General features: G+C 29.2%; 23 protein-coding genes. 6 read left to right on the top strand and 17 right to left on the bottom strand.

Annotation, left to right across the window (positions count from 1 at the left end):
• Nucleotides 1–95: 95 nt before the first annotated feature.
• From Q0731_RS06040 to hisG, 13 genes are all read right to left on the bottom strand, one after another.
• Entirely contained in the window at nucleotides 96–1,982 is a 1,887-nt protein-coding gene (locus tag Q0731_RS06040; protein ID WP_299061267.1) for a VWA domain-containing protein, read from the bottom strand.
• A gap of 235 nt (nucleotides 1,983–2,217) precedes the next feature.
• Nucleotides 2,218–3,525, bottom strand: coding sequence for an MFS transporter (locus Q0731_RS06045; protein WP_299061269.1), 1,308 nt, complete (start codon nucleotides 3,523–3,525; stop codon nucleotides 2,218–2,220).
• A gap of 10 nt (nucleotides 3,526–3,535) precedes the next feature.
• Complete coding sequence (locus Q0731_RS06050) at nucleotides 3,536–4,429, bottom strand: EamA family transporter (RefSeq protein ID WP_299061271.1); 894 nt, start codon at nucleotides 4,427–4,429, stop codon at nucleotides 3,536–3,538.
• 205 nt (nucleotides 4,430–4,634) lie between these two features.
• Nucleotides 4,635–5,288: a bifunctional phosphoribosyl-AMP cyclohydrolase/phosphoribosyl-ATP diphosphatase HisIE gene (hisIE, locus tag Q0731_RS06055; protein WP_299061341.1), complete on the bottom strand. Its 654-nt coding sequence runs from the start codon at nucleotides 5,286–5,288 to the stop codon at nucleotides 4,635–4,637.
• Nucleotides 5,289–5,304: 16 nt separating this feature from the next.
• Nucleotides 5,305–6,060, bottom strand: a complete 756-nt coding sequence (gene hisF / locus Q0731_RS06060; protein WP_299061273.1) for an imidazole glycerol phosphate synthase subunit HisF — start codon at nucleotides 6,058–6,060, stop codon at nucleotides 5,305–5,307.
• Nucleotides 6,061–6,140: 80 nt separating this feature from the next.
• On the bottom strand, nucleotides 6,141–6,896 hold the full coding sequence (gene hisA / locus Q0731_RS06065) for a 1-(5-phosphoribosyl)-5-[(5-phosphoribosylamino)methylideneamino]imidazole-4-carboxamide isomerase (protein ID WP_299061275.1): 756 nt from the start codon (nucleotides 6,894–6,896) through the stop codon (nucleotides 6,141–6,143).
• Nucleotides 6,897–6,952: 56 nt separating this feature from the next.
• A complete protein-coding gene (locus tag Q0731_RS06070) occupies nucleotides 6,953–7,333 on the bottom strand; it encodes a RidA family protein (RefSeq protein WP_299061278.1) in 381 nt (126 codons plus the stop codon).
• Between the two features lie 109 nt (nucleotides 7,334–7,442).
• Nucleotides 7,443–7,799, bottom strand: coding sequence for a four helix bundle protein (locus Q0731_RS06075; RefSeq protein ID WP_299061280.1), 357 nt, complete (start codon nucleotides 7,797–7,799; stop codon nucleotides 7,443–7,445).
• Nucleotides 7,800–7,841: 42 nt separating this feature from the next.
• The gene (hisH, locus tag Q0731_RS06080; protein WP_299061283.1) at nucleotides 7,842–8,423 is read right to left on the bottom strand and encodes an imidazole glycerol phosphate synthase subunit HisH; all 582 of its coding nucleotides are present in this window, start codon (nucleotides 8,421–8,423) and stop codon (nucleotides 7,842–7,844) included.
• A gap of 69 nt (nucleotides 8,424–8,492) precedes the next feature.
• Nucleotides 8,493–9,632, bottom strand: coding sequence for a bifunctional histidinol-phosphatase/imidazoleglycerol-phosphate dehydratase HisB (hisB, locus tag Q0731_RS06085; protein WP_299061286.1), 1,140 nt, complete (start codon nucleotides 9,630–9,632; stop codon nucleotides 8,493–8,495).
• A 63-nt stretch (nucleotides 9,633–9,695) separates the two neighbouring features.
• Nucleotides 9,696–10,745 carry a histidinol-phosphate transaminase gene (gene hisC / locus Q0731_RS06090; protein WP_299061288.1) on the bottom strand — a complete coding sequence of 350 codons (1,050 nt, stop codon included), beginning with the start codon at nucleotides 10,743–10,745 and terminating at the stop codon, nucleotides 9,696–9,698.
• Between the two features lie 100 nt (nucleotides 10,746–10,845).
• A complete protein-coding gene (gene hisD, locus Q0731_RS06095; protein WP_299061291.1) occupies nucleotides 10,846–12,129 on the bottom strand; it encodes a histidinol dehydrogenase in 1,284 nt (427 codons plus the stop codon).
• Nucleotides 12,130–12,385: 256 nt separating this feature from the next.
• On the bottom strand, nucleotides 12,386–13,243 hold the full coding sequence (gene hisG, locus Q0731_RS06100; RefSeq protein ID WP_299061294.1) for an ATP phosphoribosyltransferase: 858 nt from the start codon (nucleotides 13,241–13,243) through the stop codon (nucleotides 12,386–12,388).
• Between the two features lie 429 nt (nucleotides 13,244–13,672).
• On the opposite strand from hisG, the gene ttcA reads away from it, so the two are divergent.
• Nucleotides 13,673–14,473 carry a tRNA 2-thiocytidine(32) synthetase TtcA gene (gene ttcA, locus Q0731_RS06105; protein WP_299061297.1) on the top strand — a complete coding sequence of 267 codons (801 nt, stop codon included), beginning with the start codon at nucleotides 13,673–13,675 and terminating at the stop codon, nucleotides 14,471–14,473.
• A gap of 17 nt (nucleotides 14,474–14,490) precedes the next feature.
• On the opposite strand, the gene Q0731_RS06110 is transcribed toward ttcA, so the two are convergent.
• The 3 genes from Q0731_RS06110 to Q0731_RS06120 all read right to left on the bottom strand — a co-directional run bounded on the left by Q0731_RS06110 (nucleotide 14,491) and on the right by Q0731_RS06120 (nucleotide 18,109).
• Complete coding sequence (locus Q0731_RS06110) at nucleotides 14,491–14,868, bottom strand: hypothetical protein (protein ID WP_299061299.1); 378 nt, start codon at nucleotides 14,866–14,868, stop codon at nucleotides 14,491–14,493.
• A 260-nt stretch (nucleotides 14,869–15,128) separates the two neighbouring features.
• Complete coding sequence (locus Q0731_RS06115) at nucleotides 15,129–15,557, bottom strand: peptidylprolyl isomerase (RefSeq protein WP_299061302.1); 429 nt, start codon at nucleotides 15,555–15,557, stop codon at nucleotides 15,129–15,131.
• 692 nt (nucleotides 15,558–16,249) lie between these two features.
• Nucleotides 16,250–18,109, bottom strand: coding sequence for a radical SAM protein (locus Q0731_RS06120; RefSeq protein WP_299061305.1), 1,860 nt, complete (start codon nucleotides 18,107–18,109; stop codon nucleotides 16,250–16,252).
• 254 nt (nucleotides 18,110–18,363) lie between these two features.
• Here Q0731_RS06120 and Q0731_RS06125 point away from each other — a divergent pair, with 254 nt between their 5' ends.
• From Q0731_RS06125 to Q0731_RS06130, 3 genes are all read left to right on the top strand, one after another.
• Nucleotides 18,364–18,612, top strand: coding sequence for a hypothetical protein (locus Q0731_RS06125; RefSeq protein WP_299061308.1), 249 nt, complete (start codon nucleotides 18,364–18,366; stop codon nucleotides 18,610–18,612).
• Nucleotides 18,613–18,621: 9 nt separating this feature from the next.
• Nucleotides 18,622–18,903 (top strand): type II toxin-antitoxin system RelE/ParE family toxin, encoded by a 282-nt coding sequence (locus Q0731_RS13200; RefSeq protein WP_366915397.1) that lies wholly within the window; start codon nucleotides 18,622–18,624, stop codon nucleotides 18,901–18,903.
• A gap of 209 nt (nucleotides 18,904–19,112) precedes the next feature.
• Nucleotides 19,113–20,186, top strand: coding sequence for a Fic family protein (locus tag Q0731_RS06130; protein WP_299061312.1), 1,074 nt, complete (start codon nucleotides 19,113–19,115; stop codon nucleotides 20,184–20,186).
• A 97-nt stretch (nucleotides 20,187–20,283) separates the two neighbouring features.
• On the opposite strand, the gene Q0731_RS06135 is transcribed toward Q0731_RS06130, so the two are convergent.
• Complete coding sequence (locus Q0731_RS06135; protein WP_366915399.1) at nucleotides 20,284–20,844, bottom strand: M90 family metallopeptidase; 561 nt, start codon at nucleotides 20,842–20,844, stop codon at nucleotides 20,284–20,286.
• Between the two features lie 380 nt (nucleotides 20,845–21,224).
• On the opposite strand from Q0731_RS06135, the gene Q0731_RS06140 reads away from it, so the two are divergent.
• Nucleotides 21,225–22,427, top strand: coding sequence for an exonuclease SbcCD subunit D C-terminal domain-containing protein (locus Q0731_RS06140; RefSeq protein WP_299061315.1), 1,203 nt, complete (start codon nucleotides 21,225–21,227; stop codon nucleotides 22,425–22,427).
• Between the two features lie 12 nt (nucleotides 22,428–22,439).
• Complete coding sequence (locus Q0731_RS06145; RefSeq protein ID WP_299061318.1) at nucleotides 22,440–26,093, top strand: AAA family ATPase; 3,654 nt, start codon at nucleotides 22,440–22,442, stop codon at nucleotides 26,091–26,093.
• Nucleotides 26,094–26,405 lie beyond the last annotated feature (312 nt).

Consider the following 26,405-nt stretch of genomic DNA (forward strand, 5'->3'; position numbering starts at 1 on the left):
TTTAAGTTTATTCAAATTTACAATTTATGTTTATGAAACACAATTGAAGTTTCCTAAATATTTGGTAAAATATAAAAGGTTCTACAGAATTGATATTAAATTTTACCATAATATTTTCTGATAAACCATTCTACTGACAATAAAGCGATTACAATGCATAAAATCCATTTCCAATCGATTAAATTTTGCTCTTTTACAGTTGATTTCTGTAGGGTATAAAACGCTTTATTTTCTAAAAGTGATTTTTTTAGTTGGTTAAACTCGTTATTATAAAACAATTTTCCTTCTGTTTTGTTAGCTAATTGTAAAAGTTTTTTAGCATCTGCATTGGTAAACTGCTCTTCTATTTGAGATTTTGTTATTTTAAATTTTCCATGTTTTTTAATATCTTGACCAATCACTGAAACGCTGTAACTATAATCTCCAGAAGTAAGGTTTTCTATTTCAGTTTGATAAGAATTGTTAACTAATGAAAATGGAAATTTTATACGCTGTTTTGTTTCTGAATTAGTAATTGTAATTTCTAAAGAAGCTCTTGCATCAAACAAATAATTTTTATCTGTGTAAAATGCTGATATTTCAATTGTTGAATTTGCAGGATATATACTCTCTGCATTCAATTCTAAACGACTTCTTTTTTTGTTGGATGCCAAATACTGAATAAAATTACCCATAAATTCATCAAAATCTTCAAAAGAGTTGTTGCTTAAAAAACTTGCTGCTCTCCATTTCCACAAACCTTCGCCAAATAGAACTCCTATTTTCTGATCATTAGACTCTAAAGTAGCTAATAAAGGCTGCTTGGTTTGTAAACCTTTTATATTTTGATACAATAATGTTTGAGATTCTTTAGAAACAACAACTTCTCCAAACACATCTTTTAATGGAGGGAATTGATTAAAACCAATATCCTTTTGTAAAAAAGTTAAAAATGAAGCATTAAAAGTAGCTCCATAATTTTCTGTTTGATTGATTGCCTTTTTTGTAATTCCCAATTGTTGTTTGTTGATAAAATTCCAGTCTGTATTTGCACCAGAAATTAGAAAATAATTACTATTTTTTGTTTTAATTTGATTTAAAACAGAATTAAACTTATTGTTTGGTTGATATAAAACAACTAACTGGTAATCATTTAATTGTATTTTAAAATTATCTATATTAAAAATAGATACAGAACGTTGTTTATTACTTTCTATCGATTTTTTTAACACACCTAAATCAGGATGTAAAACAGAGGTTAGAATTAACACTTTTGTTTGTTCATCAATCACTTCTACAGAGAAGCTTTTGGTGTTATTTTTGATGTTTTTCTCTCCTTGTAATTTACGAATTGACGCTGTATAATACTGTAAGCCTTCATTAGTAGATACTAAATTGGTAGTAATTGTCTTGGATTTATCCGTTTCAGAAAAATTAATTCTCTTTGTAAAAACAGTTTTTCCTTTTTTAGTAATTGTAAACTGAGAAGAAACTGTTTCTTTTCCTTCATAATTTAATAACACTTCTACAGGAAACTTATTTTTTATATAACTATACTTGTTAACATTTAACTGCGTTATTTTTAAATCTTTATACTGAGTTGTATCCCCAAAAACAATAGGATATATTTTTTGTTTAGAGTTTACAAACTCATAATCATTACCAATTGTTTGGTTTCCATCTGTTAATAAAATTACAGGAGCAATAGTATTTGTATATAATTGATTTACAGATACAATAGACTTACTTATATTAGTTTCAGCTTCCATAAAAGAAAGAGAATCTAAATCGTTTAATTGGCTTCCAAAAGTAAAGTTATGAACATCAAATTTTTCATTAATGCTTTTATCTTCTTTAATTTTATTTGCAAAAGCTTCAATATTTTTATCTTCTTTAAAAAAGGAAATAGATTTAGAGTTATCAACCAAAATAGAGAGCACTGGTTTTATGTTTTTTAGTTCTTTATTCTTAATTACTGGGTTTATTAGTAGTAAAATTAACAAAAAAAGACTCAGTGTTTTTAAACAAAAAAGTAAAACATTTACTTTACTCTTATTCTTAGTTTTATAAAAATACTGAAAAAAAGCTACTGAAATGCTCAACAACAGGGCAAGAATAACATATAAAATAGTAGTGGTTTGCAATGAATTTATTTTACGTGAAAGATATAAAGAACTATTTAAAAACTAAAACTATATTGTATTTCTATTTTGGTTAAATAGTACTTTTCAACTCATGCTATTTTTCAGGTTTTTTAAGCGTAAAAGACCCCATTAAAAGAAATAATAGAAAAGGCAATAAAATATAGCTTATATAATGATAGCTCCCCAAAGTTGTAAAACAATAACTAAACAAACTTGGTGCTAAAGCACTTGCAATGACTAAAAAGCTCATTACTTTACCTGTAATTGCCCCTAAATAATCTCTACCAAAATAACGAGGCCAAGTTACTGCATTTACAACTGCAAAAAGTCCGCTATAAATACCTAAACCAATTACTAATAAATAAATTCCAATTGCATTGTCTAAGATTAAAAGCCCAACAGCCGCTAAAACACCACTAAAAAGCATGATGAAAAGATATATTTTGTGCTGAACATAATCACTTAAAATATTTGCCAACGTAGAAACCGAAATTGCAATGATAGAAATAGGTAAAAAAACTGCAATTGCAGTTGTTTTGTCATACCCTTGAGCCTTAAAAATAGAAACCACATGAAAGGTAAAGCCAGTGCTAAAAAAGCTGTTAAAAGCAAGTGCCAAGCCAAACATCCAAAATGCTCTTGTATTTTTTGCTTCTTTTAAAGTAAAATTGACTTCAATAGTATTTTCTTTTTTTATTTTTTTCTTTACTTTAACTAAATATCCATCAGGAATAAAACCAAAATCTTCTGGTTTGTTTCTATAAAATTGAAGAATTAAAAAACTAAAAATAAACAAACACATAGCTAAAATTTGCCAACTTACCTCCCATCCATTTTCATCAATTAAATAATTAAACAAAATTGGAGAACTTGAAAAACCTAATGAAACAGCAATACTACTAATAGAGTTTACTTTTCCTCGGTTTTTATCAAACCACATCATTACCATATTTCTTGATGCCATTGTTAACACTCCTTGTCCGCAAAAACGGACTAAAAAGAACAAGACACAAAGCAGTAAAAACGGAATCATCCAAGAGGTAATTTGTAATCCTGCTTTTAAATTTTCACTAATTCCTGCTGCATAAGAAAAAATAATGAGGGCAACTGCCAAAAAGAAAGCTGCAAAAAAAGCAACAAATCTTGCTCCAAATTTATCAAACAAAACTCCAGCTTTTGTTACAAAAAAAGCACTTAATAAAGTACCAATTAAATAGGCATTGCTAAACTGATTTCTTGTTAAACCCAACGCATCTTTTACAGGATCCGTAAAAACAGAAACCCCAACTGTTTGCCCAGGAATACTAAATAAAACACCAATACTACCTATAATTAAAACAACATAACCATAAAAAAAAGGCCATTTTTTTGGGTTGATAAAAGAAAATTTATTTGGATTCATATAGATAATGTTATCTTTTTTTTCTTGAAGTGATAAAATAAACACCTGTTAACAATATTATAGATGCAATCATAGATTGATTGGTTATTTTTTCATTTAAAAAATACCATCCCATAAATAAGGCTATAACAGGATTTACATAGGCATTTGATGCTACTTTTTCTGTAGAAACTACTTTTAAAAGATAATTAAAAGCTGTAAAAGCAACAATACCCCCTAAAACAACTAAAAAAGCCATAGATATTTGAACGTTGGAAGTCCAAGTTAATGGAGATGTCCAATTTTCTTGAAAAATAAGACTAAGCACCGTTAAAATAAAACCAGCAAATAACATTTGTATTGCTGTACCTATAAAAAAGTTTTTAGGCAAATCTGCTTTAGACACAAAAACACTACCATAACTCCAACCTATAATACAACCAAACATTACTAAAATTCCTAAAAAGGTTTCTTCTGAAGTAACCAACTCTTGCTGACTTACTAACAAATACATCCCAAAAAGACCTAAACAAACACCAATTATAGATTTTTTTTGCATTGGTTTTCTATCAATAAACCTAAGTATTAGCAATACAAACAAAGGTTGAGTAGAGGCTATTAAAGCTGCAAAACCACTATCTACATATTTTAATGCCCAAACAAAAATACTATTTCCTAAAATTAGAAAAAACAAAGAAGCAATTGCAGAATTTATAAACTGTTTTGTAGTTACTTCAATTTTAAAACCAACCAATTTTGCAATAATTAGCATTATAATACCAGCAGTAGAAAAACGAATGGCTGCTAAAAAAAATGGCGGAAGCTCTGTTACTGCTACTTTATTAAACATATAAGTAGAGCCCCAAATCACATAAATAGATATAAATGCTAGAATTACAAGCACTTTAGAGTTTCTAAAAAGCATCAAATTTTAATTAGTTTGCGAAAGTACTATTAAAATAGGTAGAACCTCTGTAAATTTTCAAAACTTGATAAAACCTTAAAAAAACATTTAATCTAAAATACTCTCAAATAGAATTGTAAAAATAACCAAACAAGCTATTTATTTAGTTACTTTAGGATTGATATACATGAAATATATTCTTATCTTGACTGGAATAAGAAAAGATCTATTTATGCCTTCCTCTTAATTCTTTTTCAATATCCTTTAAAGTGAAACCTTTTGCTTGTAATAACATTAAATAATGGAATAATAAATCTGCAGATTCATACAAAAACAGCTCATCATTGTTATCCATCGCTTCAATTACAGTCTCTACAGCTTCCTCTCCTACTTTTTGTGCTACTTTGTTAATTCCTTTAGAAAACAGACTTGCTACATAAGATTTTTGAGTGTCTTTATTCGCTACTCTTTCAGCAATCACATTTTCTAAAGTAGACAAAAAACTATAATTTGGCGTGTTTTCTTCTTGCCAACAAGTATCAGAACCTTTATGACACGTTGGCCCATTTGGATTTACAGAAACTAATAAACTATCATTATCACAATCTAGTTTTATATCTACTAAATTTAACACATTTCCACTTTCTTCACCTTTAGTCCAAAGTCTATTTTTAGTTCTAGAAAAGAAAGTAACCAACTTTGTAGCTTGTGTTTTTGCAAAAGCTTCTTCATTCATGTAACCCAACATTAATACGTTTTTTGTAGTTGCATCTTGAATGATTGCTGGTACTAAACCATCGTTATTTTTATTGAAATCTATGTTCATATTTTGGTTGTTGGTTGTTGGTTGGTAGTTTTTGGTACAATAACCATCAACTATAAACCAAAAACTATTATTATATTCTTACAGGTATTTTCTGTTCTTTTAATGCTTCTTTTAACTCTAAAACAGGTATTTCGCCAAAATGAAAAACACTTGCTGCCAAAGCTGCATCTGCTTTTCCTTTGGTAAAAGTATCTGCAAAATGCTGAATGTTTCCTGCACCTCCAGAAGCAATAATTGGTATATTTAATGCTGATGATAATTTTGCCAAAGCTTCATTTGCAAAACCTGCTTTTGTACCATCGTGATTCATAGAAGTAAATAAAATTTCTCCTGCTCCACGACTTTCAACTTCCTTTGCCCATTCAAACAAATTTAGCTCAGTAGGTATTGTTCCTCCTGCCAAATGCACGAGCCATTCTCCATCAATTTGTTTTGCATCAATAGCAACAACCACACATTGACTTCCAAATTTCTCTGCCAATTCGTTGACCAATTCAGGTCTTTTTACTGCGGATGAATTTATAGAAACCTTATCTGCACCACATTTTAGCAATTTATCTACATGGGCTACAGAAGAAATACCTCCACCAACTGTAAAAGGAATATTTACTTGTTCTGCTATCTTTAAAACCATATCTAATGTAGTACCTCTATTTTCTAATGTTGCTGCTATATCTAAAAACACCAACTCATCTGCACCTAAATCTGCATATTGTTTTGCTAAAACTACTGGATCTCCTGCATCAATTAAATTCACGAAATTGACACCTTTTACAGTTCTTCCGTTTTTAATATCTAAACAAGGTATTATTCTTTTTGTTAACATTCTTTTATAGCTTTTTGCTTTTCGCTTTTCGCTTTTCGCTTTTTGCAGTTTGCTAATTGCTAACCGCTAAAAGCTAATGGCTATTTTTTTATTATAAAATTCTCCAATTGTTTTAAACTAATTTTATTCTCATAAATAGCTTTGCCAATAATCACACCTTCACAGCCATTTGCTGCTAATTTAGGCAATTCATCAAAAGTAGAAATTCCTCCTGAAGCAATTAGTTTAAGAGATGTTTCGACAAGCTCAACATGACATTCGTTAAGAATTTTGGTATAGGTTTCAAAACTTGGCCCTTGTAACATGCCATCTTTAGAAATATCTGTACAAATTACATACTGAATCCCTTTTTGCTGATACTCAGAAATAAACGGAATCAACTCTAAAGAACTCTCTTCTTGCCAACCATTAGTTGCAATTTTACCACCAGAATTATCGGGATAAAAATCGGCTCCTAAAATAATTTTTTGGGATCCATATTTTTCAATCCAACCTTCAAAAATTTCACTGTTTTTTACAGCAATACTTCCTCCAGTAATTTGATTTGCACCCGAATTAAAAGCTATTTCTAAATCTTTATCAGACTTTAAACCACCACCAAAATCAATTTTTAAATTGGTTTTAGATGCAATTTGCTCTAATACTTTATGATTGATAATCTGACTCGCTTTTGCACCATCTAAATCTACCACATGTAAATACTCAATACCAGCATCTTCAAATTCTTTGGCAACTTCTAACGGATTTTCATTATAGATTTTCTTAGTGTTATAATCGCCTTTTGTTAAACGAACACATTTACCTTCAATAATATCTATAGCTGGAATTATTCTCATATTTTTAGCTGTTGGCTTTTAGCTAATAGCTGATTGCTAAGAGCTAAAAGCTATTTTTACTTATTTAAAGCAGTAACCTGAATTTCAATTTTCATTTTATCATCAATTAAAGCTGCTGCAAAAACGGTTGCTGCTGGCTTTACAGTTCCCAAATATTTTTTTAAAACGGGTAAAATTGAATTAAAGTCTGATGCTGTAGGTAAAATATAAGTCACACGTACTATTTTATCTAAACTAGAACCTGCTTGTTCTAAAACCGCTTTTATATTTTTAAAACATTGCTCGGTTTGCTCTACAACATCCTCTGAAATGGTCATGTTTTCATAGTTAAAACCTGTTGTTCCAGATACAAAAACCCAATCTCCTTGTACTACTGCTCTTGAATATCCCATTTCATCCTCAAAAGGAGAACCTGAACTAATTAATTTTTTTGACATAATTTTTAATATTAAATGTTAGAAGTTAGATTTAAAAAGTAAAAATAGAAGTAGGTTATTTAAAACTTCTAAAATCTAATACCTAACTTTTTAGTTTATTTTAACTTATTTATTTTTTTTGATTTCTTTTTGCTGTATTTATTGACGCTACAATTATTGCTAATAATTCAGAACCTTCTTTCTTTAATTTTAAAATTTCTTCTTTATGTTCTGGTATAACTTCTTCAAATATCTCTAACCAAAATACACTTTCATCAGCTTCTTCTTCAACAATTTTTAGTTTATTAATAAAATCTGCTGTAGATTTTGCTCTTTGTGATGCTCTATAATTTGCTCCAACAGAACTTGAACTTCTAATTAATTGATTTACATAAGCATTATATTCTCTTGACTTTGGAACTTTAAAACAAAATCTCCAACAATCTAAAGCAAACTTTTTTGTTCTAAATAATATTTGATTTTTCAAAGCTCACTTTTAATATTTAACTTCTAATATTTTATATTAATTTTATAAGTCTAAAAAATTTTGTAATATTTTTGCTCCTTCAACGCCACTTTTCTCTGGATGAAACTGCACCCCATAAAAATTATCTTTTTGTAAAGCAGATGCATATTCAACTTCATAATCTGTGGTTGCAATTGCTTCTTTACAGTTTTCTGCATAGAAACTATGTACTAAATACATGAATTCTTTTTCTTTAATCCCTGTAAACAAATCAGATTTTAAGTTATAAATAACATTCCAACCCATTTGTGGCACTTTTACAGCATTTGTAAAACGCTTCACATCTACATTAAAAATACCTAAACCTTTTGTATTTCCTTCAGAAGATGAATTACACATCAATTGCATACCCAAACAAATACCTAAAACAGGTTGTTTTAAAGTAGGAATCACTTTATCCAATCCACTTTCTTGCAACATTTTCATGGCAGAACTTGCTTCACCAACTCCTGGGAAAATTACTTTATCAGCAGCTCTTATTTCATCAATATTATTTGATAAAACAGCATTTACACCTAAACGTTTAAAAGCAAACTGAATGCTTTTAATGTTTCCTGCTCCATAATCGATAATTACTAATTTCATCTTTATAGCTTTTTGCTTTTTGCTCTTAGCAATTAGCTAAAAGCCAACTGCTAAAAGCTAATCGCTAAATTATAACATTCCTTTTGTTGATGGTAAAAACATTTTATTTGCATCTCTTTTTACCGCCATTTTCATCGCTTTTGCAAATGCTTTAAAAATACCTTCTATTTTGTGATGCTCATTATCTCCTTCTGCCTTAATGTTTAAATTACATTTTGCTCCATCTGTAAAAGACTTAAACAAGTGTAAAAACATTTCTGTTGGCATATCTCCAATCATTTCACGTTTAAAATCTGCTTCCCAAACCAACCAAGGTCTTCCGCCAAAATCCACAGCTGCTTGTGCCAAACAATCATCCATTGGCAAACAGAAACCATAACGCTCTATGCCTAATTTATTACCCAATGCTTTGTGGAATAATTCCCCTAAAGCAATCATGGTATCTTCTATAGTGTGATGTTCATCAACCTCTAAATCACCATCTACTTTTACTGTTAAATCCATTGCTCCATGTCTACCAATTTGGTCTAACATGTGATCGAAAAACTTAACACCTGTATCAATATTATTTTTACCAGAACCATCTAAATTTAGTTGAATGTAAATCTTTGTTTCGTTGGTATTTCTTGTAATTTCTGATACTCTATCTTCTAACTTTAAAAACTCATAAATCGCTTTCCAATCAGTAGAAGTTAAAGCAATACAGTCTAAAATTTCTTGTTTAGAAGTTTCAATTTCATCAGCCCCTAATTCTGAGTTTTCTGATAAAAAGATTCCTTTTGCACCTAAGTTTTTTGCCAATTCCATGTCTGTAATTCGATCGCCTAAAACAAACGAATTTTCTAAATCATATTCTTCAGAAAAATACTTGGTTAACAAACCTGTTCTTGGTTTTCTGGTTTCTGCATTTTCATGCGGAAAAGTTTTATCAATACAAACTTCAGAAAAAACAACGCCTTCTTTTTCAAATGCAGAAATCACTTTATTTTGAGCTGGCCAAAAAGTATCTTCAGGAAAAGAATCTGTTCCCAAGCCATCTTGGTTGGTAACCATCACCAATTCATACTCCAATTCAGTAGCAATTTTTGCCATGTATTGAAACACTTTTGGATAATATTCTAACTTTTCTAAACTATCTAATTGATAATCTACAGGTGGCTCTAACACCAATGTTCCATCTCTGTCTATAAATAATACTTTTTTGCTCATTTTGTTGCTTTTGGCATTTGGCTATTGGCTCATAGCTAATTACTAATGGCAAATAGCTAAAAGCTATATTTTTTGTAATGCTTTTATCAATTTTTCATTTTCAATCTCAGTTCCCACAGTTAAACGCAAACAATTTTTGCACAAAGGTTGTGTTGTTCTGTTTCTTATAACAATTCCTTTTGCAATTAATTGATTGTAACGTTTTGTTGCATCATCAACCTTTACCAATACAAAATTACAATCTGTTGGATAAATTGTATGGATAAAATTAATTTCTTTTAAATTTTGAATTAATAAAGTTCTTTGGTTTATGATTTCTAATACTTCTTTATGTACCTCATCAACCTTTAATAAACGTTCTACAGCTTTTTGTTGTGTTAATTCGTTTACGTTATAAGGTGGTTTTATGTTGTTTAAAATTGCAATAATTTCTTTGGATGCATAACAAACTCCTAATCTGATTCCTGCTAAACCATAAGCTTTTGATAAAGTTTGAGTAACAATTAAATTCGGATATTCTGATAATTTTTCTAACCAACTTTTTTCTTCTGAAAAATCGATATACGCTTCATCAATAACAACTAACCCATTAAATTTTGTCAATAATTCTGCTACAATTTCTGTTGAAAAACTATTTCCTGATGGATTGTTTGGCGAACACAAAAATAACATTTTGCTATTTGCATCTACTTTTTCTAAAATCTGATTTACTTTTGGCTCAAAATCGGTTGATAATAAAACTTCTCTGTTTTCTATATTATTGATGTTAGCCAAAACAGCATACATGCCATAAGTTGGTGGCAAAGTGATGATATTGTCTTCTTTTGGCTCGCAAAAAGCTCTAAACAACAAATCTAACACCTCATCACTTCCGTTTCCTAAAAGAATATTCTCTTTGGCAACATTTTTAATTTCTGATAATACATCTTTTACCGAATTTTGTTGCGGATCTGGATAGCGATTTACGCCATTTTCAAACGGATTTTCATTGGCGTCTAAAAACACCATTTCATCAATAGAAACGTCTTTATATTCGTCTCTTGCAGAAGAATATGGTTTTAAAGATTTTATGTTTTCTCTAACTAAAGTATGAATGTCAAATTTTGTTTTCATTATAAAAAGACTTCGACAAGCTCAGTCTGACATTTTGATTATTATTTTTTATTTAATTTACTTTTTATGGATTCTTGCCTTCGCAGGAATGACAAAAAGCTTATTTTAATGATTCTAACCTTAAAGTAACCGCATTTTTATGTGCTTGTAAACCTTCTGTTGATGCCATTAATTCTATGGATTTACCAATACTTTGAATGCCTGTTTTAGATATTTTTTGAAACGTAATACTTTTATTAAAACTATCTAAATTTACACCAGAATACGCTTTTGTAAATCCGTTTGTTGGTAATGTATGGTTGGTACCAGATGCATAATCTCCTGCACTTTCTGGTGTGTAATTGCCTATAAAAACAGAACCTGCATTTTCTATATTGTCTATATAATAATCATCATTATTTGTGCAAACAATAAAGTGTTCTGGTCCATACTCATTGATTAATTCTAACGCAATTGCATCGTTTTCAACAAAAATAGATTTTGAGTTTTCCATTGCTTTTTTGGCAATTTCTACTCTTGGCAGCTCTAAAATTTGTTTATTAATTTCAACTTCTACCTCAGCAATTAGTTTTTTTGATGTTGATACTAAAATAACCTGAGAATCTACCCCATGTTCTGCTTGACTTAATAAATCTGAAGCCACAAAACTTGCATTTGCAGCATCATCTGCAACCACTAATAATTCACTTGGTCCTGCAGGCATATCGATTGCTACTCCAAACTTGGTCGAAAGCTGTTTTGCAACCGTTACAAACTGATTTCCTGGACCAAATATTTTATAAACTTGTGGAATGGTTTCTGTACCAAAAGTATAACCTGCAATTGCTTGTATGCCACCAACTTTTACAATTTTAGTAACACCACATAAATTGGCTGCATACAAAATAGCTGGATGAATTTTGCCTTCTTTATTTGGAGGAGAACACAACACAATTTCTTTACAACCTGCAATTTGAGCAGGAATTGACAACATTAAAACTGTTGAAAAAAGTGGTGCAGTTCCTCCAGGAATGTACAAACCAACTTTAGTTATGGGTCTTTTTTCTTGCCAACAAGCAACACCATTTGTAGTTTCTACAAAAACTTTTTCGGTTTTTTGAGCTTTGTGAAATTTGGTAATATTTTCTTTAGCAATTGTAATTGCTGCTTTTAAATCTGAGGAAACTAAAGAAATTGCTTCTTGAATTTCATCTACAGAAACTATTGCATTTTCTAAAGCAACACCATCAAACTTTTGTGTGTATTTTGATACTGCTTTGTCTCCGTTTTTTTGAATATCAGCAAAAACTTCATTGACAATACCTTCAATATCATCAACCGTTTTTGTGGGTCTTTCTAAGATTTGATTCCAATCTTTTTTAGACGGATTTAGTATTGTTTTCATTCTTTCTGATTCTCCTGCAAGGTTTTTAAAATCTTGTAGGTATTTTTAACTTTTTTAATTTATGCTGACAAGCTTTTTAAAAACTTGCGGAATGTTTGCAAACTTGCAATTTGCGTTAGGGATTGAAACGGCATCCTTTTTGCTTTTTCAGCAAAAAGATATAGTGGAAAGCCCGTTAAAACGCCCAAAAACTATTTTTATTTTTAGATACTGAAACAAGTTCAGCATGCTTTAAACAGATTTTACTAAAATATGTTTAAAGCACCATTTTTTCTATTGGACACACTAAAATACCTTCTGCTCCATTTTCTTTTAATTCGTCTATAATTTCCCAGAATTTATTTTTACCAATTACTGTGTGTACAGAGCTCCAGCCTTTTTCTGCCAATGGCAAAACAGTAGGACTTCTCATGCCTGGTAACAATTTTAGAATGGTATCTAATTTATCATTAGGTGCATTTAACAAAATATATTTAGAGTTTCTTGCTTTTAAAACAGACTGAATTCTAAACTGAATTTTCTTTAAAATTGCCTTTCTTTCATCATCAATTAAAGGAGAAACTGCCAAAACAGCTTCCGATTTTAAAAGCACTTCTATTTCTTTTAATCCGTTTTTAAATAACGTAGAACCACTAGAAACGATGTCGCAAATTCCATCTGCCAAACCAATATTTGGTGCAATTTCTACAGAACCATTAATTTGGTGTAATTGCGCATTTACATTTTGTTCTTTTAAAAATTTCTTTACCGTTTCTGGATACGAAGTTGCAATTCGTTGTCCGTCTAAATCTTTTAAAGAATTTGCATTTGATTCTTTTGGGACAGCAATAGAAACTTTACATTTAGAAAATCCTAAACGCTCTACAAATTCAATATCTGCTCCTTTTTCTATTAAAACATTTTCGCCAATTATGGCTGCATCTACTACTCCGTCTTTTAAATATTGAGGAATATCGCCATTTCTTAAATAGAAAACTTCTACAGGAAAATTTCTTGCTGCAGCTTTTAATTGATCTTTACCATTTTCTATAGAAATACCAATGTCTTTTAAGATTCTCATTGAATCTTCGTTTAACCTACCTGATTTTTGTACTGCAATTCTTAAGTTACTCATTTTATTATCTTTTTTTGTTCTTTAAAATTTAGAACAATCAAACTAATTTTTCTTAAAAGATTCCGATTTTAAATCGGAATTATTTTTAATTTTCTTATGAAATTAAAAATAAAAAACCCGTTTGATTTGCTCAAACAGGTTTATAAATATTTTGATTTTATTCAATACATTTCTAAATCGCTTGATGGCAATTGTAAAAATGATGATGATGGTTTTGAATAAATGTCATGTTTTTATTTTAATATTATGCAAATATCTGTAATTTATTTTATAAAAACTAAACGAATTTATAAAAAAGTGGATAATTCTAAAAAAATATCCATTTAATATCATTCTACAGAAACCAACGCCTAAAAATTATAGTATTTGAATCGCTTTTTGTGATTTTGATGATTATTTATTTTAAATGAAAACTTATTTTTGCAACGTATGGAAACACAAAAACAGGTTACAAAAAAGTTACAACGTTCAGTTGCAGAAGCTATACAGCAATTTTCTATGATTGCAGAAGGAGATAAAATTATGGTGTGTCTTTCTGGTGGAAAAGATAGTTATGCCATGTTAAATATGTTATTGTATTTTCAAAAAGTAGCACCTATTTCTTTTGAAATTATTGCTGTAAATTTAGATCAAAAACAACCTGGTTTTCCTGAGGAAGTTTTACCTAATTACTTAAGCAATTTAAAAGTAGCTTATAAAATTATAGAAAAAAACACTTATAAAATTGTAATGGACAAAACGCCTGAAGGTAAAACTACTTGCAGTTTATGTTCTCGTTTGCGAAGAGGAACTTTGTATGAAGCTGCCAAAGATTTAGGTTGTAATAAATTGGCTTTAGGACATCATAGAAATGATATTATAGAAACGTTTTTCTTGAACTTCTTTTTTGCTGGAAAAATGGAAACGATGCCCCCTAAGTTTAAAAATGATGCTGGTGATTTAGAGGTATTAAGACCTTTGGCTTTTTGTAAAGAAAGTGATATTGAAGTGTATGCAGATTATATGAACTTTCCAATAATACCTTGTAATTTATGTGGATCGCAAGAAAACTTACAACGTAAAAAAGTGAAACAAATGATGAATGATTGGGAAACTGAATTCCCAAACAGAAATGCAATTATGATGAATGCTTTACAAAATGTTTATCCTTCTCATCTTTTAGATAAAAATTTGTATGATTTTGAAAATTTAGAAAGTAAAATTACTGAAACTTCTTTAGTAGATAATTAATAGAAAAAGAGGAGAACTTACTGTTTTCTTGGAATTTCGGGTAATTTATTTGTAAAACTTGGTGCAGTGTCTCTGCAAGAAACTTGTTTCTTTTTAGAAACCATCACTAATAAATCATAACTAAGTGTAAATAAAGTACCTGCTCTAAAAGTTTCTAAAAGTAGTTTTTCTAAGGTTGATAAAGTATCCGTTAGAGAAAGTTTTTCATATTTTTCTTCCTCAGCATATCTATATTTTAATTCATACGTTTCAATGTCATCAACCCATAATAAACGTACATAAACATTTAACAAGCCTTCTTTTTTTCTGATAGGTTTGCTTAAGGTTAGTTTTACAAATTCGTCATTTTTAACGCTTTGTTGTATGGCTTCAAAAAACTCACTAAAATCGCTCATGTTGCAAAAGTATAGATAATATTAAATGTATGATCTATCTTTTTAAAATTGATATAATTTCTTTAAAAAGATTCAAAACTGCTTCGCTAAAAAGACTTAAGAAACAAGACTTACATAAGTAACTGTTTTATGAAACGTAAAATTAGTTGAAAAAATATTTTAAAGACACTAATAATAAACAAAAACAACCTTTGTGAAACGAATTTAACAAAGGTTGCTTGTATTAAAAATCTGTAGATTTTTAGTTATGAAACTGCAGTTTAATTAATTTCTACAACTTCTACATCAAAAATAAGATCATGACCAGCTAAAGGATGATTGCCATCAACAACAATACTCTCTTCTTTTACTTCTCTTACCATTAAATTAATTTCTTGTCCATCTGGCGATTTAGAAACTAATCCCATACCAACTTTTGGCTCCATATCTTTTGGAAGATCTGATTTTTTTACTTCTTGAATCATTTGTTCATTAACTTCTCCATAAGCTTCTTCTTTAGTCATAGAAATGGTTTTCTTTTCATTTAATTTCATATCAATTAAACCTTTTTCAAAACCTGGAATTAATCTTCCTTCTCCTAAAACAAACTCAATTGGTTCTTTACCTTCTGATGTATCAAAAACTTGACCAGTAGCTAATTTACCAGTATAATTTACTTTGATTGTGCTGTTTTCTTTAACTTGACTCATACTATTGTTGATTTTTAAAAAAACACTGCTACATAATTTTTATGAAACATGTTTTAATTTTTATTTATTGATTCTGTAATCACGAAAATCAAGCCAAGAAAATTGAAATGGAAGCTAATAATTATTAAAAAGTGTCTGAGTGCCTATTAACACAAGAAATAACATCTTTTAGAAATGTTTTAATCAACTTTTTAAAAGTGGTAATTATGTCAGTAAAAGTGATGTTTTTATGGAGTTTGTCATACTGAAAGCATCTCTCACAAATGGTAATCAGACCGCAAAAGATTCCTACGGAAAGACAAACTTTGTGGGGGTTTCGTTTGTCTTTTCAAACTTTACTGAGAAACCACATAAAGTTGAATTTTCATAACGTTTGTCATGCTGTAAGCATCCCACACAAATGGTAAACAAACTGTTAAAGATTCCTACGTAATGACAAACTTTGTGAGGTTTGGGTTATCAGCTTCATGTGATTTCTCTCTGCGTTAGAAATGACAAGACTGAATAGAAAATAGTAAGAATAACCTAAGTTTTAATTCTGTTAGCAAACAAGTTTAGCCCTGATTAACTCCGCTTTATTATTTTTATTGAGTCGCTGAATGCTTTTCATTTAAAACGGCATCCTTTTTTTGTTTTTCACAAAAAAAGATATAGTGGAAAGCAGGAAATAGCTTCAAATAAAACCATTGAAATTACTCCTTTAAACAATTTGCTATTAAATTACTTTTTAGGGTGATTTTTGGGACTTTAAAATTGAAATATTCGTGTAAAGGAATCTCAAAACCTTTGTGATTTAAGTAGTTATTTAAAGCTAAATTTAAGCCTTCACTAAATAAGTGATGTTCTGCACCTGTAGGATCTTCGTGATACAAATCGTTTTCTGCAAATCCTTTAAACTCTGGACCAATAATTTTGATTTGAAATTCATCTGGATTTTTACCCACTGGACTGTGACTTGTACACGCAAATTGATGCCAAAATGCAGATTGAATGCAATTATTGTAAAACAACTGACGTACAACCTCTAAAGAATCGATGGTTTCTTGCTCAGTTTCTGTAGGAAAACCAAACATTAAATAAGCATGCACCATAATATTTTGATCTGAAAAAGCTTTGGTAACTCTGGCAACTTGACCAATATCTACTCCTTTTTTCATTTTCTCTAACAACCTGTCTGATGCTACTTCTAAACCTCCTGTAACTGCAATACAACCAGATTTTGATAATAAGGCACACAACTCTGCATTGAATGTTTTTTCGAAGCGAATGTTTGTCCACCAAGTAATATACACTTTTCTTTCGATGAGTTTATTTGCCAATGCTCTTAGCATTTTTGGTGGCGCAGCTTCATCTACAAAATGAAAACCTGTAATACCTGTTTCTGATATAATTTTTTCAATTTTATTGACCAAATCATCTGCTGTAGTGTTTTGATAATTGCCAATATAATCTAAAGTAACATCACAAAAAGAGCATTTTTTCCAATAACAACCATGAGAAATGGTGAGTTTATTCCATTTTCCATCAGACCACATTCTGTGCATTGGGTTCATCACATCTAAAAAAGACAAGTACTTTTCTGTGGGCAAACCAAGATAACTTGGTGCAGGTAAATTTTTATGATGAAATATGGTATTGGGCTTTTTATCTGTAAAAACAACTTTATTATTTTTACAGATATAGGTTCTTTCCAATCGCTTCTCTCCTATTTTATTTTCAATAAATTCTGTAATTCTTAATAATGGTCCTTCACCATCATCTAAAGTTATAAAATCTACAAAATTAAATATTCTTGGGTCAGATAAACGTCTCAATTCTGTGTTGCAATAACCTCCTCCCATTGCAATTTTAACAGTTGGATAATTTTGTTTGATAAACTGAGCACATCTTAAAGCCGAAAATAAATTACCAGGAAATGGGACTGTAAAACAAACTAAATCATAAGCATCTTGTTGTAATTTATCATCTAACAAATACAACATTTCATCTTCTATCAACGTAGTTTCGAATTGTAAACATTCATCTAACTCATCAAAACTTGATGCTGCTCTACCAATTTGCTCTGCATAACGTGTAAACGAGAAAAACTCATCTACATTGGCGTTGATAAAATCGCCTAATTCTTCTACAAACAACGTTGCAATATGTTTGGCTTTGTCTAAAATGCCTAATTTTCCAAATTCTGTACTTAAATCTTTATCTAATTTGATTCTTCTATGTCCATGAGGTAAAAAATCTTTATGCACTATTTGATACGCTGCTGTCACTTCTTGCACACGCAAATAATCCATAACAGCATCTACTTTATCAATATAATCTTGCTTTTGTTCCCAAACTAAAGGCAATTCTTTATTCCCTAACATTGCTGCTTGTTTAAAAATAGCATCAATAAATTGTTTGGTAAATACTGTTGTAAACAACTCAATGCTTAAATCCATTTGCGTTGTTTGTACATTTTTAGAGTCTAAAAAACCTTTAATGTACGCAGTTGCAGGATATGCTGTGTTTAGTTGTGTAAAAGGTGGTGTTATTAAAAGTGTTTTTATGGACATATTTTAAATAAAATACAAAGATGCATTTTATTTGAATGTAAAGAAAACTTAAAATTCTTATCATTTGTAGGTTGTTATGTAAAGAAAAGTGGATTTTCTTATCATAATGAATTAGTACAGAAAGGAATTCTGATAATGGAAAAACAGAAATAGAAACTTTGACCTATTAGATTTCATATCGTTAATCCAAAAAAACACGAGGTAATTTTAATAATCTGTTATTTATAATTATCTTTACTATAAAAGATAGTATTATGAATTCAGCAGAAATAAAAATAGACTTGTTTAGAAAATTAGATTCATTAAAAGGGAATCGATTGGAAGAAGCTTATGGTGTGTTGTTGAATTATATGAACGGCAAGAAAGAACTTGATGATTGGCAAAATCTAACCCCAGAACAACAAGATGCTATTAGACTTGGTGTTAAACAACTTGATAAAGGAGAAGGCAGAGAGCATAAAAAAGTAATGTTTGATATTAGAAAGCGCTTCACAAATGCTTAAAGAAGTAATTTGGTCTCCCCTGCTGCAGAAAATGATATTGAATCTATTTTAGAATACTTAAAGTTAAATTGGAATGAAAGAATAATTAATAGATTCATTAATAAAGTAGACGACAATATTGGTTTGATACTTGAAGACCCGAAGATATTTCCGATAATTAATGAAGAACTTCAGATAAGGAAAAGTGTCATTTCAAAACAGAGCACCCTATACTATAGAGAAAATGCTGGAAAACTTGAAATAGTAAGACTTTTTGATTCGAGACAAGACCCAATTAAATTGAAATTTTGACTTTAAAAAAAAAGTATTATTACTCAAAAAATTTTTTAATGAATTGTCTTTTTGAGCCAAAAAAACTAACTTTTGTTTCTCTTAGTTTAAAACCTGAAACAATTTTTCAGCATTGAAATTATAGTTCACATGAGACAAAAAGTCACACATCGAGTTTACATGAACTATTTTTTGTATTTTTAGTACATATTAAACACATTAGAGATAAAATGTCCCAAAACAATAGACTTCCAAAACTACCTCCAAAAAGAGAAAAGATAGAAACAATTGAAATTCTTCGTCAATTGAGTAAATCTTCAAATTCATTAGGTGAATTAAAGGGAATTGCTAAAACAATACCTAATCAAGAAATGTTGGTTAATGCTGTTGTTTTGCAAGAAGCGAAAGATAGTTCTGAGATAGAAAACATTATTACAACACAAGATGAATTATACAAAGCATTAGCTACAAACACAAAGCAACCAACACAAGTTAAAGAAGTTATAAATTATAGAAGCGCTATTTTTTTAGGCTTTGAATTGGTAAAGAAACAAGGTTTTTTTAAGTTAAAAGATATTGAAACAATACAAAAAACCATTATCGAAAATAATGCAGGAATTCGCTCAATGCCAGGAACTGTATTAAAAAATGATAAAACTGGCGAAATTGTTTATACTCCACCACAAGAAAAAGATGTTATTTTAGATTTATTGGGAAATTTTTTAGAACATTTTAATGTGAAACAAAATGATTTAAATCCGCTAATTAATTTGGCTATTTTACATTATCAGTTTGAAAGTATACACCCTTTTTATGATGGAAATGGAAGGGCTGGAAGAATTCTAAACATTCTATACCTAATCATAAACAACCTTTTGGATATTCCAATTCTATATTTAAGTTCATATATCAACGAAAACAAAGCAGATTATTATCGCCTGTTAAATAAAGTAAATACTACAGATGAATGGACTGAGTATATCATTTATATTTTAAAAGCTATTGAAGTAACATCAAACAGAACTATTGAAAAAATAAATTCAGTAAAAATTTTATTGGATGAAACAATACTTTTTGTACAAGAACAAGAACCAAAAATTTACAGAAAAGAATTCATTGAGTTACTTTTTGAACATCCTTATTCTAAAATAGAATTTGTGGTTGAAAAATTAAATGTAGAAAGAAAAGCTGCTTCAAGATATTTGAAAAAAATGGAAGAAATTGGGATATTAACCTCTCAAAAAATAGGAAGAGAAAACGTATATGTAAATACTAAGTTAATTGAAATATTGAAAAAGCAATAAGGAAATACCAAATATAATTTTAGTTAATTTAGAAAAGCACTGAAGAGATTTCTATTATCGATTTATTTATGGACTATAATTCTTAACTAAAAAAAAACTACCTCACAAAACAGCTTTCCAACATTTCATACAATTCTGGATGCTTTCTCTTTAATAATTTTGGTCTTTCAAAAAAGTATTCTCCTGCAACTGCTAAAAACTCAATTTGAGAAGTTCCTCCGTAATTTCTAATGTCTAATGCATCATTATTAATTGCTTCCATCTTTTTATGCACTAATTTCAAATAAGGAATTACATATTGTTTGTCTAACAAAGCAGCAGGAATTCCATCTATAACACCATCAGACTTGTCTAAAAGATGAATAAACTCATGAACAGCAGTATTTCCTTTATCCGTTTTATTACTAAAACCATGGTATAATGCTTTTCTTGATAAAATCATTTGATTTTCGAATCTTCCTGTGCCAACCAAACCTCCAATAGTTCTCCCTTCTACTTTTGTATTAAATTGCAAATCTTCATCAAAATAATCAGGATAAATTAAAACAGTTGTCAAATTTGTGTAATTCCAATTTGGAAACCTAAACACAGGAATTACAGCACTTGCAGCAACCAATAATCTATCTAATTCTTCTAACTCAAAATAAACTGCTTCTATATATTTCGTTTATAAAAAAGTAACCATTTTAGCACAAAATATTTTTTGTTCATCTGTTGTCAGTTTTTTATAAAACAGAATATTTTCTAACAACAGGTTGTGCCAATGTGTTGGTATTTTATTTTTTTCTAAAGGAATTGTTTTTGATTTTTCTCGAGATTTAGATATGAAATAAAAAACATAGACAATAACAATGATTACAATAATATATAGCATGGTCTTTTTATAATGGGAAAACTACAAATAAAAAAATTAAGAAAAAGCTTTTGATTAAAAAAAGCATTTATAGTTGTTGTTGTTTTAACTAACAACTAACTTCGCTACTGAGCTAATGTATAAGAAAAGCACTTTTCGAAAAAGCTCATAAAAAAGAACAACAAATGAAAATACTTCATACAGCAGATTGGCATTTAGGACATCGATTGCATGAACAATCTCAAAAAGAAGAACAAGCCTTGTTTTTAAATTGGATTGAGAGATACATTATTCAACAAAAAATTGATGTATTGCTTATTTCTGGAGATATTTTTGATACAGGTTCTCCATCCAACCAAAGTTTAGAAATGTATTATAGTTTTTTAGTAAAACTAAATGCAACAACTTGTAAATCTATAATTATTACAGGTGGAAATCACGATTCTCCAGGTACTTTAAATGCACCAAAACATATTTTAGATGCTTTGTCTATAAAAGTTGTTGGTAAAGCCGCAGAAAATATTGAAGATGAAGTTTTTGAAATTGATATCAACAACGAAAAAGTAATTGTAGCTGCTGTTCCTTATTTGCGCGATGGAGATATTAGACGTGCAGTTGCAGGTGAATCTTTTGATGAATTGACAGAAAAATACAAGACAGCATTAATCAATCATTATAAAACTTCTGCCAAACAATGTAAACATATCAATACAACCAATGCACCTGTAATTGCCATGGGACATTTATTTGCTACAGGAGGTTCAGTTTCTGATAGTGAGCAAAATATTTATGTAGGTTCTTTAGGACATATTGGTGCAGAAGATTTCCCTACTTATTTTGATTATGTGGCTTTAGGCCACTTACACAGACCTCAAATAATTGGTGGAAATGATAAAATTAGGTATTCTGGATCGCCAAATATTTTAAGTTTTAGTGAAGTTAATTACGATAAAAAAATACTCGTTTTAAACATAGAAAACAATACAATTAACACTATTGAAGAAGTTATCATTCCGAATTTTAGAGCATTTTACCGACTAAAAGGCACAATGTCTGCTTGTATGATGAAGTTTAACACAATTGCTACTAACAATTATAATTTAACACCTTGGGTAGAAATTGTTTTAGATGAAGAAAATACAATAAACACCAACGATTTAAAAAGAGCTGCTGAAAACTATCCGTTTGAAATTTTAAAAATTTCTTTAAAAAACCAACGAAAAGTAAAGGGAATTGAAGAACTTTTAGAAAATACTGCTTCCATAAAAGAATTACAACCTACAGAAGTTTTTAAACTAAAATGTGAAGAAATGGGTTTTGATTTAGAAAAAAGTCCTGAAATTTGGGATGCTTTTAATGAAATTTTGCAATCTGTTAAAAATCAATAAAAGACCTTTGCTATGAAAATTTTAAAGATTGAACTACAAAATATCAACTCTCTAAAGTCTGATACTCCTATTATTGTTGATTTTGAAAGTGAGCAATTTAAAGATGTTGGTTTGTATGCCATTACTGGATCTACAGGTGCAGGAAAAACCACTATTTTAGATGCAATAACCATCGCATTATATCATAGTGTACCACGTTTTAATGCTGCAAAAGGTACTTTGGTTGATGTGGTAAGTTATGGTGCAGATAAAGCATCGAGTTGTGTTACTTTTGAAAATGAGGGTATCGTTTATGAAGCTTATTGGGGAATTCGTTTGACTTCAGTTACTGGGAAAACACTACTAAATCCACAAGAAGAAGTCAGTTTAAAAAACTTGACGACAAATTCTATTTTATCTTCTCAAAAAAGAGCTGTAATTACTGATGTTATTGGTGTTACACAATTAGATTACGATCAATTTTTAAGATCTGTAATGTTGGCGCAAGGTGAATTTGCTTCGTTTTTAACTGCAAAAGGACCAGAAAAAGGACGTTTATTAGAACAAATTACTGGTGAACAGATTTATAAAAAAATTGGGCAAGGTGTTTTAGATAGAAAATCAAAAGAAGAAAATACTTTAAAAGAAATTCAATCTAAAATTAATGCTGATGACCTTTTATCCGAAGAAAAAAAAATAGAATTTACTGAAAAAGATAAAAACCTAACACTTGAGATTGCTTCTTCTGATAAAGAAATCAATACGATTCAGTTAATTGTAAATTGGTATTTAAAACATCAAGAAATTACAAAACAAGCAGAAAAATTAAAGCAAGATGAAAAAATTATCAATGCTGCTATTGAAAAGTATAAAGATGATTTTCAATTATTAACCTTAAATGAAAAAGCGGAACCTTTTAAAGAGCTGATCCAAAATTTAAATAGAAATCAGAAAAGTAGGATTGAAATTTCATCGCAATTAAAAACGTTGGAAACTGAACTAACCCAATTAAAACCTTTAATTGAAACGTTAGAAACTCAAAATAAAACACAAACAATTGCATCTGAAAATGCAGATAAAGAATTTGCTACTTGGTTGCCAAAATTTGAGCAAATTTCTTTACTTGATGGACAAATAAAACATGAAGTTGAGAACAAGCAAAAAGCAATTAACCAACAAACTACATTAAATTCACAAATAACTACATTACAAGAAGAAAAAAATACTATTTCTAAAAGCATTGTTAACACTGAATCTAAAATTAAAATTGAAGAAGCGTTTGTAATTGAAAATAAATTCCTGACCGATGTTGCTTTAGAAATTTCTAATTGGACAACAGATTTAACAACATTAAAAGCAGATAAAAAAACGGTTAAAGAAGGTTCTGAATTTGTACTTCAAAAAAAGAAGGAGGTAACAAACACAAACGCTGAATTGACTACTAACAAAGAGGTTCTGACTAAAAAATCTAAAGAAATAGAACAAATTGAATCCGAAATTAAAACAATTGATACTCAGCTAGCTAAAAACAATTTATCCGATTTATTAGCAAAAAAAGAAAAGCAATCTTTATCAAATTCGAATTGGAATCAATTTAAAAACTACGCTGAACAACATCAAAAAGACGAAAAAGAATTACAAAGAATAGATACTCAAAAGAAAGTTTTTTTATCAGAATTAGAAACGAAAACAAAACAAATAGATGTTTTAAAGTCAAAAATTGAAACCCAAGAAAAGTTAGTAAAAGATGCCGAAAAGATTTTAAATTTAGAAAAAAGTATTTCTAAATATGAAGATGATCGTCAGCATTTAATCAAAGGAAAACCTTGTGGTTTATGTGGTTCTACTGAGCATCCTTTTACAGAAAACTTAGTTTCTATTGGAGTTTCTGCATCTGAATTAGAATTAGAAAACAGAAAAAAACAGTTAAAAATACTTATTGAAACTAAAAATACTTTAGATAAAAATGAAACTGAATCGCATACGAATATCAAAAATTTAAACGCTCAAATCACTGTAATTTCTGAAGCTATTAAAGCTACAAAGTTAAAAGCAAAAGCTTCTGGTATTACTTGTAGTCTAACTGACTTTTTAAAAATAGAAAACGAGTTAACAAACGCAACAAAACAAATAAAATTATTAGACGAAGAGATAGCAGCAAATCAAAAACTGCAAATAAACAAAGACGCACTTTCTAACCGGGTTAAATTACAGCATCAATCTATTGAGGTTTTAAAAACCAAAGATACTACCTTGAGTGAGAAAATAAAAAACTGGAATACTGAAATTGCTGCAAGACAAGTATCAATAGATAGTTTGACCAAATCTTACTCTAAATCAGAAAACGAGTTGACACTAAAATTAGCTAAATTTAAGTATCAATTACCATCATCTGAAAACACACACTTGTTTATTGAATCTATTGAAAAATCGATCTTTAAATTTAATAATGTTCAAAAAAACATCGATGTATTAAAATCTGAAATAAAGGTTTTTAATACAAATTTTGAGAATAATAAGAAGCAATTAGAAATAGTCTCTAAAGCTAAAATTGATTTGACTAAAAGTATTAGTGATTGTGAAACGAAAGTAATGCAATTAAAAACTACTCGTAATACTATTTTACCAATTGATATAACTATTGAAAACAAAAGAAAAAGTTTACAATTATTAAGCAAACAATTGATTGAAAAAGTTGAAACAAGTAAAAAAGAACTACAAAAATTATTAGACTCAAAAAACCAAAAAGAAGCATTAAAATTAGCAAGTAATAAAGAGCTACAAAAATTAACATCAGAATTTAAAACACTAAAAACAGCTTTTGAAGTTAAAATTAAAGAAAGTGAGTTTACATCTAAAGTAGAAATTGAAAAAGCTTTATTACCAGAAGAAGATAAAAAAAGGCTGACAGAACTTAAAGAGCGTATCAAAGAAAATCAGGTACAATTACGTACTTTAAAAAATCTTAATACTAAAGAAACTGATGCTCTAAACAAAACCAAAAACTTTGAAACTACAGAAGCAGAAAGTAAATTAGCATTGAATACGCTGACTTTAAAAAACAAAGAAGCTATTAGTGAAAAAGGTAAAATTGCAGAAGTTTTTAGAAAAGATCAAGAAATTAGAGATCGAAATAAAGGAGTTTACAAACAAATTGAAGCACAAGAAAAAGTTTGTGTAACTTGGAGAACCCTTTTTAAAATATTAGGAAACTCTAAAGATGCTTTTAATGTGTATGTGCAGCGTTTAACTTTAAAACATTTATTAGATCTTGCAAATGTGCATTTGTACAAGTTAAACAAGCGTTATTCTTTAAAAATAGAAGATTCTTATAAACAAAAAGAAGAACTCAATTTTAATTTGATTGACCATTACCAAACCGATCAAGCAAGATTGGTAGATACATCAAGTGGTGGAGAAAAGTTTATTATTAGTTTGGCTTTGGCGTTAGGATTGTCTGATTTAGCGAGTAAAAACGTTAAAATAGATTCTCTTTTTATTGATGAAGGCTTTGGAACTTTAGATATGAATACTTTAGAAACTGTAATTTCTACTTTAGAAACCTTACAATCTCAGGGTAAAACAATCGGAATTATATCTCACGTAGAAAACTTAAAAGAACGAATTCCTACTCAGATTCAAATTACAAAGAAAAATAGTGGTGTAAGTGTTGTGAATATTGTTTAAATACTTATAACATGTAAATGATAACAGATAGTTTTGTCTTTTCTACCAAAGAGAGAAATTGCATAAAGTTGTACAGCGTTAAGTTCTCACTGTTATGTGATTTCTCATTCCATTCGAAATGACTAGGAAAATGTAATTTACTACAAACCTTCACAAAAAACCATAAAAAAGCTCAAGTTTTATAACTTGAGCTTTTTACTATTAAGGCACTTTCAGAAGTAAGCTATTTTTTCACAAGCACTAAAAAAAAGCAATGTAAAACTATAAGTTTTACATTGCTTTTTTTAATTTTTAAACATAATTTGAGTTTAC

This window comes from uncultured Polaribacter sp. (assembly GCF_947497695.1).
GTDB lineage: Bacteria > Bacteroidota > Bacteroidia > Flavobacteriales > Flavobacteriaceae > Polaribacter.